Source organism: Halorarum halophilum (assembly GCF_013401515.1).
Lineage (GTDB): Archaea > Halobacteriota > Halobacteria > Halobacteriales > Haloferacaceae > Halorarum > Halorarum halophilum.
The window spans coordinates 75,963-88,703 of the sequence record NZ_CP058531.1; the positions used below are offsets into that span (position 1 = coordinate 75,963).

13 protein-coding genes and 1 pseudogene are annotated in these 12,741 nt (G+C 56.3%); 10 read left to right on the forward strand and 4 right to left on the reverse strand.

Features of this window, described 5'->3' with window-relative positions; all coding sequences use genetic code 11:
* Nucleotides 1-2 precede the first annotated feature (2 nt).
* The 3 genes from HUG10_RS19905 to HUG10_RS19915 are packed head-to-tail and all read left to right on the forward strand — an operon-like array spanning nucleotide 3 to nucleotide 2,795.
* Nucleotides 3-1,025 carry an ATP-binding protein gene (locus HUG10_RS19905; RefSeq protein ID WP_179171451.1) on the forward strand — a complete coding sequence of 341 codons (1,023 nt, stop codon included), beginning with the start codon at nucleotides 3-5 and terminating at the stop codon, nucleotides 1,023-1,025.
* A complete protein-coding gene (locus tag HUG10_RS19910) occupies nucleotides 1,022-2,215 on the forward strand; it encodes an ATP-binding protein (protein WP_179171452.1) in 1,194 nt (397 codons plus the stop codon). The genes HUG10_RS19905 and HUG10_RS19910 overlap by 4 nt, the downstream gene beginning before the upstream one ends.
* Entirely contained in the window at nucleotides 2,208-2,795 is a 588-nt protein-coding gene (locus HUG10_RS19915) for a response regulator (protein ID WP_179171453.1), read from the forward strand. Before HUG10_RS19910 ends, HUG10_RS19915 begins: the two co-directional genes overlap by 8 nt.
* Before the next feature lie 119 nt (nucleotides 2,796-2,914).
* Here the strand turns inward: HUG10_RS19915 and HUG10_RS19920 are convergent, their stop codons facing one another.
* The gene (locus tag HUG10_RS19920; RefSeq protein WP_179171454.1) at nucleotides 2,915-3,655 is read right to left on the reverse strand and encodes a response regulator; all 741 of its coding nucleotides are present in this window, start codon (nucleotides 3,653-3,655) and stop codon (nucleotides 2,915-2,917) included.
* 872 nt (nucleotides 3,656-4,527) lie between these two features.
* On the opposite strand from HUG10_RS19920, the pseudogene HUG10_RS22305 reads away from it, so the two are divergent.
* The 3 genes and pseudogenes from HUG10_RS22305 to HUG10_RS19935 form a co-directional block, all read left to right on the forward strand.
* Nucleotides 4,528-4,925: pseudogene (locus HUG10_RS22305) on the forward strand (DNA polymerase domain-containing protein); the annotation flags it as partial.
* 65 nt (nucleotides 4,926-4,990) lie between these two features.
* Nucleotides 4,991-5,239 (forward strand): hypothetical protein, encoded by a 249-nt coding sequence (locus tag HUG10_RS19930; RefSeq protein ID WP_179171456.1) that lies wholly within the window; start codon nucleotides 4,991-4,993, stop codon nucleotides 5,237-5,239.
* 235 nt (nucleotides 5,240-5,474) lie between these two features.
* Complete coding sequence (locus HUG10_RS19935; RefSeq protein ID WP_179171457.1) at nucleotides 5,475-5,774, forward strand: HalOD1 output domain-containing protein; 300 nt, start codon at nucleotides 5,475-5,477, stop codon at nucleotides 5,772-5,774.
* A gap of 801 nt (nucleotides 5,775-6,575) precedes the next feature.
* On the opposite strand, the gene HUG10_RS19940 is transcribed toward HUG10_RS19935, so the two are convergent.
* Nucleotides 6,576-7,745, reverse strand: a complete 1,170-nt coding sequence (locus tag HUG10_RS19940) for a hypothetical protein (protein ID WP_179171458.1) — start codon at nucleotides 7,743-7,745, stop codon at nucleotides 6,576-6,578.
* Between the two features lie 168 nt (nucleotides 7,746-7,913).
* Here HUG10_RS19940 and HUG10_RS19945 point away from each other — a divergent pair, with 168 nt between their 5' ends.
* Nucleotides 7,914-8,060, forward strand: a complete 147-nt coding sequence (locus HUG10_RS19945) for a hypothetical protein (RefSeq protein WP_179171459.1) — start codon at nucleotides 7,914-7,916, stop codon at nucleotides 8,058-8,060.
* Between the two features lie 6 nt (nucleotides 8,061-8,066).
* Entirely contained in the window at nucleotides 8,067-8,330 is a 264-nt protein-coding gene (locus HUG10_RS22310) for a DUF7344 domain-containing protein (RefSeq protein WP_449272363.1), read from the forward strand.
* Between the two features lie 80 nt (nucleotides 8,331-8,410).
* Here HUG10_RS22310 and HUG10_RS19950 read toward each other — a convergent pair whose 3' ends face one another.
* The gene (locus HUG10_RS19950; protein WP_179171460.1) at nucleotides 8,411-9,640 is read right to left on the reverse strand and encodes a site-specific integrase; all 1,230 of its coding nucleotides are present in this window, start codon (nucleotides 9,638-9,640) and stop codon (nucleotides 8,411-8,413) included.
* Nucleotides 9,641-10,609: 969 nt separating this feature from the next.
* Here HUG10_RS19950 and HUG10_RS19955 point away from each other — a divergent pair.
* Both HUG10_RS19955 and HUG10_RS21910 read left to right on the forward strand, forming a co-directional pair.
* Nucleotides 10,610-11,467, forward strand: a complete 858-nt coding sequence (locus HUG10_RS19955; RefSeq protein ID WP_179171461.1) for a ParA family protein — start codon at nucleotides 10,610-10,612, stop codon at nucleotides 11,465-11,467.
* Nucleotides 11,467-11,949 (forward strand): hypothetical protein, encoded by a 483-nt coding sequence (locus HUG10_RS21910; protein WP_246310509.1) that lies wholly within the window; start codon nucleotides 11,467-11,469, stop codon nucleotides 11,947-11,949. The genes HUG10_RS19955 and HUG10_RS21910 overlap by 1 nt, the downstream gene beginning before the upstream one ends.
* Nucleotides 11,950-12,018: 69 nt before the next feature.
* Here HUG10_RS21910 and HUG10_RS19965 read toward each other — a convergent pair whose 3' ends face one another.
* Entirely contained in the window at nucleotides 12,019-12,351 is a 333-nt protein-coding gene (locus HUG10_RS19965; protein ID WP_179171462.1) for a hypothetical protein, read from the reverse strand.
* Nucleotides 12,352-12,741: the final 390 nt, after the last annotated feature.

Consider the following 12,741-nt stretch of genomic DNA (forward strand, 5'->3'; position numbering starts at 1 on the left):
AGATGACGCTGCAAGACGAAGAGACGATTGCGGTCGGCGGGGAAGCTGACATCATCCTCGCTGGGAGTCGGACAAAAGCCCTACTCTCGAAGCTTAAATTCGAGAACTCCGCCATCGAGGAGATCGTGCTTGTGGTCCACGAACTGGCCTCCAATATCGTCAAACATGCGAATGAGGGCACAATCACCCTCATCCCCCAAAATTTAGATGAGCGGACCGGGATCGAGATCCGTGCATCTGATTCGGGGCCCGGAATCGACGATGTGGACAAAGCAGTCGTTGACGGCTATTCGACAGCCGACAGTCTTGGAGGTGGGCTAGGCGCAGTCCATCGGCTGATGGATGACGTCGTCATCAACTCAAGGGAAGAGCAAAATACTGGAGTCCAGATCGTGGCGACGTGGTGGAATAGGGCGACTTCGCCCGATCAATCCACTCCTCCACTCGAAGTCGGTGCAGCGACTCGTGCCATGCCAGGGCACGAACTGAACGGTGACGCCTTCCTCATCGAGCATGAAACGACCCAAACACTGGTCGGGGTAATCGATGGCCTCGGCCACGGACAGTTAGCGCATCAGGCCTCACGTACGGCAAAACAATACGTTCGGGCGCATTCTACCCAATCATTGGCCGACTTATTCGCCGGTGTCGAGCAGGCCTGTCACAAGTCGCGCGGCGTCGTGATGCTGCTCGCTCGTTTCGATTGGGATACCGATCAGGTCACGCTCGGGAGCGTCGGTAACATTTCTATCCGCGTCTGCAATTCATCAACTACCCCGTATCTCGTACCCAAGCGTGGTGTCCTCGGTGGCAACGCGCCAATGCCCACAATCCAAGAATGGAACTGGGACCCAGCATCCGTTATAGTAGTGCATTCAGATGGGCTCAGATCGGATTGGCAATGTGAGGAATTCGAATTCGGTGACGATTGCTCGGTGACCGACACCGCAGCAGAATTACTCCAGTCGCTCTCGACTCAGGACGATGACGCAACAGTGCTTGTTGTCTCGAGGGCCGATCGATGACTGGAACGCCCTCGGAAGACAAGGGGGTGACAAAGGAAGAGCTTCAGCAGGAACTCCGACGAGCACGGTCACAGATCCGGACCCTAGAGTCGGAACTGACGGAGACAAACGAAGGGATGGTTGCCCTGACGCTCGAACTTGAGCACGCAAAAGAACGGTACCAGACGATCTTTGAGGAGAGCACCGACGGTATCCTCTTGATCGACCCGGACCAGAATTCAATTCATGAGGCCAATCCGCAGGCATGTGACCTCCTCGGCTACGACCATGATACACTCGTGACCCTCTCGCCGGCGGAGATCTTCCCCGACGAGACCAACCGAACAGACACGTTTGCAGAAGTCGTCGTCCAAGGCTGGGCCGATGGATTCACCTGCCGGACGAAAAACGGCCGAAAAACGGATGTCGACATCTCGGCCTCTATCATCACACTGGACGACCGGTCGCTTCTGCTGGCGTCGTTACGTGACATCACGGAGCGTAAACGGCGCGAACAACGCCTCCAAGTTCTCTCGCGGATTTTCCGCCACAACCTCCGCAATGACGGTAACGTCATCCAGGGTCATGCGGACATCCTTTGCGACTCACTCTCTGATCAAAATTTGGAAGCAAGTGCGCTCCAGATCCGTGATACGATTGATGAGATATTGCAGCTGAGTAGTAAGGTTCGACGCGTTCAAGATATTCTCGATCGGAACCGTGTTCATCGGAGTCCCCTCAGCGAACTACTTACGTCTCACTACGAGTGGGTCGCGCAAACGCATCCGACGGCCACGCTGACGATTGATTTGCCCGAGCAGGATCTGTTCGTCGGTCGTCGGCTTAGCGTGGCCATTGCAGAAGCGGTCGAGAACGCGGCGAAACATGCGGAGTCGGAGCCAACTATCGAGATTACCGGGGAGGTTGACGGTGACTCTGAACGGATTTGGATCGAAATCAGGGATGACGGCCCCGGCATCCCCGAACAGGAACTCCAAGTTATGCAGAGTGGGAGCGAAACACCACTTACTCATGGAAGTGGGATTGGACTCTGGTTAATCTACTGGGTAATCGATAGTCTCGGGGGTGAGGTAACAGTTCAGAGCGATACGTCCGGCGGTACTCTCATTACAATGATCGTCCCCTTAGAGACAGAACAGACGGACTCAGAACACGATAACCGCCCCTCCACACCCACAACAAATGACTAGCAACGACAGGTCCGCGACAGTCCTCATAGTTGAGGATGAGCAGTCAATCGCCGATTTGTACGCACTCTCCATCGTCTCCAACTGCACAGTTCTCACAGCATACGACGGAACAGAGGCACTGAACAAGATGAATCCAAAAGTTGATGTTGTACTCCTTGATCGACGGATGCCTGGCCTTTCAGGTGAAGATGTACTTCAGTCCATCCGAGAGGAAGGATACAACTGTCGCGTTGCGATGGTAACAGCCGTCACCCCCGATGTGGATATCCTTGAGATGGAGATCGATGACTATCTTACGAAACCCGTCGATAGGTCGGAGTTGAACGAAACTGTCAGTCAACTATTTTCACTGAACGCCTACGATGAGCTCTTCCAGGAGTATTACCAACACTTCTCGAAGAAGGCGGCTTTGGAGGCGGAAAGACCAATCATCGATATCGAAGAGGATGAGGAGTACACTCGACTCACGAACCGACTAACCGAGCTCGAGACCAAGCTCGAAGCAAAACAGAAGACAGCCTCAGGGTCGGGGTTCTGTAATCTTCTCGACCGGCGCCGGTCACGCGCCGATGGCGACTGACGAATTCTGAGCAACGGATTGGTACTCGTTATCTGTTCTTCTCAGCTCCACCTGAAACACTTCAACTTGTCCAGTCCACCTTGAGATAGGAGTCTCCCTGACCCGACTCTCCAATAAGATTACCGGCGTGCTACCCTGCGACTTGATGGATCTGGAACCTTCACAACACTGCCGCATCCAGTGCATTTCCAAACATAAGATCCCAAGTTGAGAAATCCAATCGTGTCGCCAACACTGAGGTCCCACCGCAGGTCACATCGTGGGCAAGCATCGGGCCGATGTTTGTTTGCTCCAACCTGTTCTAGGTCAAGATTGAGTCGTTGCTTCGCAATCTCGATTCGTCGTTTGAGTCTTGCGTACTCGTCACTCCCCTCCAGTTCAGGTGTTGACTTTTCATTCTCGATCGAGATCTTCCGCGAAATGAGCGCAAGGAGTTCCTGTTGAGTGATATCGGAGTCTGAACGAAGGAGCAGTTCCTCGACCAGTTCCAGTAAATCCTCCCGAGAAATCGGTTTTTCGAGGTACTCGTCAATAGCGAGGTCAGCAACATCGAAGTCTGGAGCAATCGCAGTCACTAATGCAACTTGGCAGTCGAGTTTTCGATCTTGAATTACACTCAGAAGTTGGTCGCCAGACCATGTTTCCAATCGTCGGTCAAGTAATGCGACGTCAACCGCTTCGTCAAGTAATTCCAGTGCCTCATCGCCGGTGTAGGCCGTTCTTACAGTATAGATATCTTCAAGAAATCTCGTATACAGTTCAGCGAGACCCCGTTCGTCTTCAACGAGAAGAACGACTGGCTGATTGGCCTCTTCCTTATGGGTGGTCTCCTCCTCGTTTCCACCATTCCCTTTTGACATGATAGTTGGCTTGTTGACTGAGGCCTCAAAAGAATATATGCCTGTTGGAAACTCGGTATTCCACCCTCTGACACCTCAGCAGCGCAGATTGCTATCGTAAGGATGCCCAAGAAACGCCCATCGGAGTTAACCAACAATTCGTAGAATCCAACTTGTACGTTGGTTAAGGGTATTTTTCACTTCCATTCGTCGACTGCCGTGGACTTGACCCCGACGCTTCTAATAGAGACCTAACCAATGTCTGGCGGTTTGCGCTTCACTGTGAGTAGGGCGGCCCAGGGAATCATAATAATTTCAGTTCCGCTGCCCGTCCATGACTGACGTACAAGCATCCCTCTGATGGTAGTTCAGGTGTTTACGCCAGAAATCGCCGACATATCGACCTGCCAACGCTCCAGCCCAGTACCACGCTCCTTGACGTCGACGGCGAGCTCGGCCGCAAGCCACTCACTACGCTTGTCGTCGACAGCGCGGCCAGCTCCCAACGCGTTTGCCTCGAATTCGAGACACTGGGATGCACCCCGAGTTCAACCGTGCAGATCAGCAGGCGATCGCTGTGAGCGAGGCCGATATCTAAGAGGGTCGCATCCACATGAGTGACGAAGTGAAGGCTAAGTACGGCCTCGACGAGTACGCTCGTAAGCCCATTGTCTCGAAGCTGGACGACTCCGTCGACGAGAAGACCGCTGGACCTAGCACACGTAGCCGCAGACCACCTCGGCGAACCCCTGGACCGCGTCGTCGGCGACTGGCTCAAGGATGCGAGGCGGATCGTAGAGTTGAGCAACCGAGCCAATGTCCCGACGCCCTAGGGGACGACGATGCAGCTGTACCAGCGCGGCTTCACGCACATCAAGGACCTCCGCCTCGCGGACGTCCACGAGCTCGATTTCGTGAGCATGTATCCCAACATCATTCGGGAGAACAACGTCTCCCCCGAGACCGTCCGCTGCGGTTGCTGTGGTGAGGACAACGCACGCGATATCGTCCCGGAGTTTGGCTACACTATCTGCCAGGAGGAAGGCTACCTCGGGGATATCCTCGGCCCGCTGATCGACGACCGCGACGCCATGAAGTGGCCATGCAGAGGACCGACGACCCGGCGGAACGAGCGAGGCTTGAGGCGCGCTCGTCGGCCATCAAGTGGATTCTCGTCTCGTGTTTCGACTACCAGGGCCACGGGATCGTCGACTCCATCTGGGTCACGCCAGCCGCCGACGTCGCCGATAGAGACCGTCGGCCGCTTGTGGAGATCGCCGCCGAGGCCAGCAGCGTGTCTCGAAGCAAGTCGAGGAGTACCGACAGGAGACGCTCACGGTCTGCGCGCTCCGGCGGATGAAGCGCCAGGGGGCACCGCTTGCTCTTGGACAGACGATTGAGTACACCGTTGTCGACGTCGACGCCCATGGGACCGAGCGCGTTCGTCTCAGCCACGAGCATGCCGACGAGTACGACGTCGACTGGTATCGTGACCAGTGCATCCGAGCTGCGGTGGGCGTGCTCTCGCCCGCCGGGTACCACGAGTCGGCGATCAAGAACTCCCCCAGGGAAGGCTCAACGCCGTCGATTCAGTCGTATGAATGAGCCATCTCTCCTAGTAATTTCTCCCTTGAGGCGAGTATGCTATACAGTGATGAACCCCAGGGGTGCCCTTTCGGCTGTTCGGCCTTGTTGACATCTTCATCATATGATCGGTTTTCGATGTCGTGCTAAGTACAGGTGGAGAACAAATCGATTGGTCGGGTTGAGATTGAATCGGATCTCTTACTGTACTCATAATAACAATACCTCCATCCGTCTTCGGCACTAACTCATTTGTATGACCCACAACCTCGCGCAATTGGGAGGAGTTCAACGCCAGTACGACTGGTCGAACGTCTCACCAACTGTGGCTATCATCGAAACGGTGGCTATCTTCGAAAACGGCGAACTAACAGGGGCGGCAGACGTGCTTGAAACACCTCTTGACGAGCACGTCAGTACTGACGCGCTTAACAAGCTTGTCAGGAACGATTCGCTCACAGCCGTTTCGCTCAAGATTGCTAACTATCATGTCCGAATCAGCGGGAATTCCGTAGGTGTCGCTCCTGCAGAAACCATCTCCGACATAACTTGGTAATCAGTTTGCTGGCCCACTGAGCGTCCAGTCACCTCTAAGGGAGGCACTCAGGACCAAGAATCTCAGTATGTCTGAAGAGTTCGAAATCTGTATTACCACATTTGCAGGAACCACATGTCCCGATTGGTCGCAGACGATTCTCTGTACTTTGCTGAACCGGATACACGCTCTTACATTCCGTACACCTCCCAAGACCACTTGGCTCACCGCCGGAATGCATGTCATTGACTACCATGCGTTAGTCGGTATGAATACCACCCGCTTATAGATATCTAGTAGTTTGAGTGAGACTTAGTTTGGCAGAGATTCACCAGTTCTCGGACATCCAGCGGTCCCCAGTCAGGTGAGGAAAGGACGCTACATACAGTTGCCCGAATTCGCAATTTGAATCCGGGGAGTCTGAGGTATTTTGCTCTGCGGGCGCACGTTAAGACGATCATCCTGAGGGGATTATACACAGTGAAACAGAGAAATATACTCGCATGGAGCGCGGTCCAGATGGACGATTTCACTCCCCAGGATACGCCCCAGGTTGTTATTACCGGCGTCTGGTGGACTGATGTCGGTTGTGTTTCGTAAGAACCGGAATTCGAAGACTCCTTCGTCGGTAGCTACGCAGACCTACTTAGCGGGCGTTCCGTCGCAGACGGACTGAAGCGAACGACGACCGTCTGCTGAATACTCCTCTGTATTCCGCACGCACCATCTGTCAGTGATGGAGCGGTCCAACAGAGCTGACCGCTCACCTCATACGATTCATCGTGGTCACGACCTGGCGTGAGCCCCGTCACGATTACCCGCTTATGGGTTTGTCACGCCACAGTCGGGACAGAATTCGTACCATCGCCCTTCTTCGTGACTCCGATTCTGACACTGATTTGGGTCCGCCTCGAGCGATAGGAGGTCCCACGTTGGATTTGGCTTTTCGCTCAAGAAGAGGTCAGTCCGTTCGTCTGGATACCCCCGCCGATCGGTGAGTAAGTGGACCGGACAGTGCTGGCAGGCGCGAAGTTCCACCTTGGCAGCCCCTCCCCAGAGAGATTCCGGAGACCTCCATTCGTGGAACCCTTTTGGTCCAGGGCACGGGTCAATTTCAGGCCTGTCGGCGAGTGCTTTCTCTAGCACTGCTTCCTCATAGGATTGAACCAGCGGCTTCTCGAAATCACCTGCCAGAGACACTCCGACAAGCGTGTTCTTCAGAACGCGGATCGGCAAGTCGGGGGTTGTAATCGACTCGGGATTGTAGACGTACTCGGAAGCTTCCTCGTCGTATTGGCGGCGAAGGGTACAGGGCCGGCTGGTACAGATTTCGTAGTCTTCCTCACAGGTGAGGACGTACCCTGGTACGGTTCCCCAGCTGTGTTCGCCGCCATAGTTGTAGCTCTCACAATTCAACAACAGATTCGGAGACTGGTTCCGTACGCTGTAACCGCCCCCACCTCCCGAGGTGAAGGCCTCGTCGATGACCGTGTAGTCTAACTGCTCCTCTCCGAAATCCTCGGATGAGAGCCAGACGACTGAATACCCCAGCGATAGATAGTCGTGAGTCGTCGTTCGCACATCCTTCTCGTGGTGCTTGTGCTGTACCTCGACGACGAGTCCGTTGCCGAAGAATGGGTTCTCAGCAGCGAACTCCACCAGCACGTCAGCCCGGCGGGTGCGGTTCCCACTTCCACTTTCCGAGACGTCGATTTCGACCTCCGCGGCACATCGATCGGTTTGCGAGCCGAACGCCTCCTGGAGTGCTGCGACGACGAGCGCGACACACCGGGCGTGAGTCGCTGATTCGCCAGGCGAGGTCGAGGGACACCCCTTCCCAGCGCTCGTGTTCACGTGGTAGAAGTGTCGAGCGCGGGTTGCCCCGCCGCGAGCGTACATCGTGTCGCCGCACTCGTGGCACGTAACCGGCTCTTGATTCGGGACCGTGGCTGGGACGATGATTTCCCCGTCCCGCAGGGCCCGAAACGGCATAGTTGCCCTCACATGACGCCCAGATTTCATGTACCTGCCGGTCAAACCAGTACGTCACCGAGGACCTCAGTAGACATCCGGCCCCTCACCTGCGCGGGTAGCTCCAGGAGCACCAGCCTCGATACCCCCAGGACGGGGCAGCGGTTCAAGCTCCGCCCGAGGCGGGTGATGAGCTTGAAACGCTTCATCGGAAACCTGAGAACAGACACCGACCGCGCCGACATCCCGCTGGACCCGGACGACGTCTATCGCATCCTTAGCCGTGAGCGCCGGCGTCAGCTTGTGGTTGCTTTCGCCCGCGCTGGCGACGAGTAAGTCTCGTTGGCGGAGCTGGCGCGGGGGATCGCCGCAGCAGAGACCGGCGCCCCGCCCCTGGAGGTCCCACCAAACGCGTACGAAACTGCGTATGTGAGTGTCTATCAGAGCCACATGCCGGTCCTCGACGCCTCTCCCGCCGATATCGTCTATTCGGCGAATCCGTTGCCCGAACGGCGCCGTTTCGGCGGTCGTTCCGACGTGCGAACGACGAGTTTCAAGACGCATCCCCGATTACGAGTGTCTTGTAGTCTATCTGGTTATTTGTAGAAGACTAAACTCCGGTTCTCTGGTGTTTGAGGCGGCGCCAAAATATATCGCAGCATGAAGTTTATATCGAGTGGCCGTCCCTATCCCTCGACGAAGAGTGTCGAGAGCGTGGAGTCCATAGCAGCTCGCCGGTGTGAGCGTCGTTCAGCTTCCGAGAGATAGTTCGAGAGGACGACATCGGCGCTCGTACTGCCCTGATCGGCCGCAATGGGCTCGAACTGCTCAGCAAGGTCGCGGACAACCTCCCCGTAGAGCGAATACCAGAAGCGGCGACAGAGCTTCGGTGTGGGGGCACTACCCGCGACTGTGACGTCAGCCCGGACAGCGATATCAGCGAACCAGCGCCGAAGCGTCCCGGTCGTGAGATGCCCAGCGGTGGCAGTCGAGGATGGAAACAGGTAGCCGTTCCACTCGCTGTCGTCGGCAAGTGCATCGATCCGGGCCTTGAGGTTGTCGAGCCCAGCGAGGAGACTGACCGTCCCTGGTCCGTTCTTCCGTTCTCCATCCGTGAATCGGATGTACGGGTGATCGTCATCAACAGGCGCCAGAACGAGCTGGCGGGTGTGGAGTGCGCACAGCTCCGAGGGGCGAATTCCCCACCCAGCTAACCCAACGACGATGAACCGTTCTTCAGGCGTTTCGGCGGCCGCGTAGAGTGCCTGGATTTGGTCGCGTGTGAGGGCCGGGTTGTCCCACTCCGGCCGATCCCAGCCGAATCGCTTCTCCATCTCGGCTAGCGGGTTGTAGAGCGCGTGTCCGGACCGTATGAGGTGCTTGTAGAAGCGGCGCGTGTCCTCGAGGTACTTGAATTTCGAGGCAGGAGTCCCGAGCACTTCGTTGAGGATATCGAAGACGGCCAGGGCACGATCGATTTCGGCTGGCCGCTCGGCCTCGTCGCGGAGCGGGGCAACGAAATCAGCGGTCTCGTTGACCTCAGCGTACACCTGAACGTACTTCTTTAGGCGCGACCGGAGGGGGTAGACCGTCGTTTCAGGGTGGCCACGCCGGTTGAGTAGCTCATCAATGTAGCTGGAAAGGAGATTACGGACGAGGTCGTGCTCAATCCCCCAGTACTCGTCCTCCGCCTCGGTGGTTCCGACGTCTATCCGGTCGTAGAACTCGGTAGGCGTGAGTCCGTGATCTCGCCGGAGTGCCTTGATGAAGCCGGAGAAGCCGTGCTCGACCATCCATGTGTACGTAGGGCGTTCTGTAGCGGAATCGAGCCCGTCGGCCTGCAATGCAGGCTCAACCTCGGTGTAGTAGAACTGCTCGAGATCGTCGAGGTTCTTCGTCGTCCAGCGGTAACTCATACTGGTCGTGGCCGCTGTAACCCCCGTGAGGTGCCTGATCGGTCGATAACGGGCGGGAGAAATCCAATAGCTCCGTCTGAACCTAATTCTAAGACGGTCATTTTCAGTGGATAGCCGTGTTCTTCCAATTGCCATAAACGTTGGCTTGTGGATTTGTCCAACGTAGACAAACTGACAAGCCCGCTATAGCCCCCACATATACCCATCGCGCATGAACCGAATGCTGCTATACAAAATTTCAGTTGAGAATGAATACTCGCCAATTCGGCTGAGAGGGCAGATTCCGGCAGCTACAACGCTGACAGTCGACTATTGAAGCGCCTCATGCAGGGACCGTTCGCTAACGAAAGAGAGTTGGCGATCTCCGGGCCCTAGTGAAAAGCGGACTGTCGGGAGAACTAGGACGGAGGTGCGCCATGGTCATCCCAGTTTAGCAACTCGATCGAACTGTTCCGTCGCCTTCTACGAGAGCTACAGGGAGAGCCTTTTTCGCTCGCCGTGCACGCGAAGCCCAACCACTGCGCGCATCGGTCATGTGATATGTGAATGAAGCCTCACCGCAGGCGTAGGCGTCCCTCGAACCAGGGTTCGAGTCGGTTGGCCATAGTTAGTGAGTATAGGTGAAGAGCATAGGTAGAGCCGACAGGTGACAGCTATAGGTCGCCCCTCGTTGAAGCCGGATCACGAGTTGTCGGCGGGACTAGCACCGACAAACGACAGCCAAAACATGCAGTTGGAGAGTATAGCTATAGAGTATAGTTGGATGGTATGGCTACACCCAGTAGCCGAACAGAATAGTCATATATCCCACCTATACAATGCACGTACTGTACCTGCCGTAATGGAATAGTTAATAGCAACCCATAGCCACAGAGTATAGCTGGCTGGTATAGCTACAGACTATAGCTATAGAGCACAGCGATAACGTCTGACTTAGATTTATGCCCATGGTCTACGGCTACCATCCATATGCTAACCTACACGCCGGTTTCGGAAGCTGGTGGCGTCGGGAAGACGACGACAGCTGCGACGCTCGCAGCGAGTCACGCGCGCGCGGGACAAAACGTCTTGATCATCGATATGGACACGCAGAACGGGAGCCTCACGTACTTCTTCGGGCCGGAGTACGATCGGGGCGACCCCAATGTCGACAATCTCGTTCGCCACCTCGTAGGCCGGCCGAAAGGGGAGTTCCACGACCTCGCTCACACTGTCGAGGACGGCATCGACCTCATACCGTCGCACAACATGCTGGAGGACGTCCACGAGTTCCTCCTCAACGAGAAAACACAGGCGGAGAAACTGGGTGAGTCATACAGTATGTACCACCAGCTCCACCGCGTGCTGAAAGACGCGAACGTACGAGACCAATACGACGTCCTCATCGTGGATTCTGCCGGGAAAGCAGGGCCAATTCTATACAACGCGCTCGTCGCAGTCCGCAACGTTGTTATTCCGTTCGAAGCAACTGCGAAAGGGCAAGAGTCGATCGAGGGGCTCGACGACCTCGTCGACGGGCTCGAGGGTAGCATCGGTGTCGATGTCGGTGTCCTCGCCGTCGTTCCGATCGGCTTCAAGAATACACGCGACCAGCGGGAGATCCTGGCTGAGCTTCGCGAGAGTGGGTTCCCCGTTCCAGTCGTGATCGGAGAGCGCGGCTCGCTGATGGAGGGCTGTTGGAAGCAGCAATGTAGCCCATATCGCTATATCGACGAGCACCGCGAGCGCAAACGTGACTACGAGCTCGATACGCTCGAACAGTTCGATACGCTCGCTCGCCATCTCGAGCAGGAAGCAGGGCTAAAAATCCCCGAGGTGACGGCCTGATGGGACTCAAATCAGGATCGCGGGACGCAGGGCTCGATGAAAACGACGAGACGGACAACCAGTCGACCGACGAAGAGACGTTCGAGGCTGACGAGAACGCACGCTCCGAGAGAACCACCGAGACCGCCGCTGAAGAGGTAGAGCCCGAACCTTCGACCTCCGAGGCAACCGCCACGGCACAACCAATCCAAGAGAGCGAGACGACCGAGTCTGTGGCCACATCACAGCGGCCAGCGATGAACGCGATCCCCTACAAGTTGCGGCGGGAGAAGGTGAACGAGGGGCGCGAACAGGTTCCCTACTTCCTCCGGGAGGACGTCATCGAGGCAGAAGACGAACTGCAGGACACGCTTGAAACCATTCTCGGTGAAGACGTGTACAAATCGGACTACCGGGAGGCTGCGATGGTCGTCGCACAACGCAACCCCGAACTAATTGCCGAAGTCCTCCGCGAGTGGGGCTACGATCTCGACGAGAGGTGACGAGAGGCAGCGCACTCGTCACCAGCGACGACTCGATAGTGAATTCCGCAGGGGTGTCGTTCTCAGTCACTACTCACCAGAGTCAACTGGCCCCTTGTACTTCGATTTCACCTTGTCTCCATCCCTCCACTGGTAGTAGTAGTAGCGGTTGTCGTTGATGTTCTTCACGACGATACTCGCTTTTCCAGGGACGCCCTTCGGACGATCACTGTCCTCAGTGGTCTCCTCACGGACTGCATCATCCTCCTCCGGCGTATCTTCAGCGTGAGCGTCCTTCCACGACGCAAGCTCTTCAGCATGCTTGGCGATGACCCGGAGCGTCCGGGGGTCCTGGCGATTCAACGCGTCCACGACGTACTGTGGGAGGTCATCTGGAACGTCAGGTGCCGAGTCCGTTTCCATCTTAACCAACACATAGAACCCCTACACGATAAATGTAGGTTAAGATAACGGAGGGGCATGCACTGTGCACTGCGCTGAACGCAGGGGATTCCTAGCTCGGTGTGACGGTCCCGGTGGAGAATACACGACGAACTCGATCTGACCCTCTCCTTCCAGACGACGCCGTTCGCGTCAGCAAGTCCACAAAGATCGTTGGACTGCTCGCCGACGACGATTTCTCCTCGAAGACCGAGAGTGAACTATAGAACGGGACGCAAAGCTGGTACTGTTAGTAGTTTCCCGAGAGCCCGACCGGCCTCTCGTTGATTCAGTATTCGAACCTCAGGAGATTTTGGGAGAACTGTGTTACGACCGCAGCGCGAGGGGCTCAGTCGCTGTCGCTTCGAAGGC

Excerpts from the sequence above, each read along its gene's own strand:
- HUG10_RS19905 (WP_179171451.1), top strand. The coding sequence starts at position 3 with ATGACGCTGCAAGACGAAGAGACGATTGCGGTCGGCGGGGAAGCTGAC.
- HUG10_RS19910 (WP_179171452.1), top strand. The coding sequence starts at position 1,022 with ATGACTGGAACGCCCTCGGAAGACAAGGGGGTGACAAAGGAAGAGCTT.
- HUG10_RS19915 (WP_179171453.1), top strand. The coding sequence starts at position 2,208 with ATGACTAGCAACGACAGGTCCGCGACAGTCCTCATAGTTGAGGATGAG.
- HUG10_RS19920 (WP_179171454.1), bottom strand. The coding sequence starts at position 3,655 with ATGTCAAAAGGGAATGGTGGAAACGAGGAGGAGACCACCCATAAGGAA.
- HUG10_RS19930 (WP_179171456.1), top strand. The coding sequence starts at position 4,991 with ATGAAGCGCCAGGGGGCACCGCTTGCTCTTGGACAGACGATTGAGTAC.
- HUG10_RS19935 (WP_179171457.1), top strand. The coding sequence starts at position 5,475 with ATGACCCACAACCTCGCGCAATTGGGAGGAGTTCAACGCCAGTACGAC.
- HUG10_RS19940 (WP_179171458.1), bottom strand. The coding sequence starts at position 7,745 with ATGCCGTTTCGGGCCCTGCGGGACGGGGAAATCATCGTCCCAGCCACG.
- HUG10_RS19945 (WP_179171459.1), top strand. The coding sequence starts at position 7,914 with ATGAGCTTGAAACGCTTCATCGGAAACCTGAGAACAGACACCGACCGC.
- HUG10_RS19950 (WP_179171460.1), bottom strand. The coding sequence starts at position 9,640 with ATGAGTTACCGCTGGACGACGAAGAACCTCGACGATCTCGAGCAGTTC.
- HUG10_RS19955 (WP_179171461.1), top strand. The coding sequence starts at position 10,610 with ATGCTAACCTACACGCCGGTTTCGGAAGCTGGTGGCGTCGGGAAGACG.
- HUG10_RS21910 (WP_246310509.1), top strand. The coding sequence starts at position 11,467 with ATGGGACTCAAATCAGGATCGCGGGACGCAGGGCTCGATGAAAACGAC.
- HUG10_RS19965 (WP_179171462.1), bottom strand. The coding sequence starts at position 12,351 with ATGGAAACGGACTCGGCACCTGACGTTCCAGATGACCTCCCACAGTAC.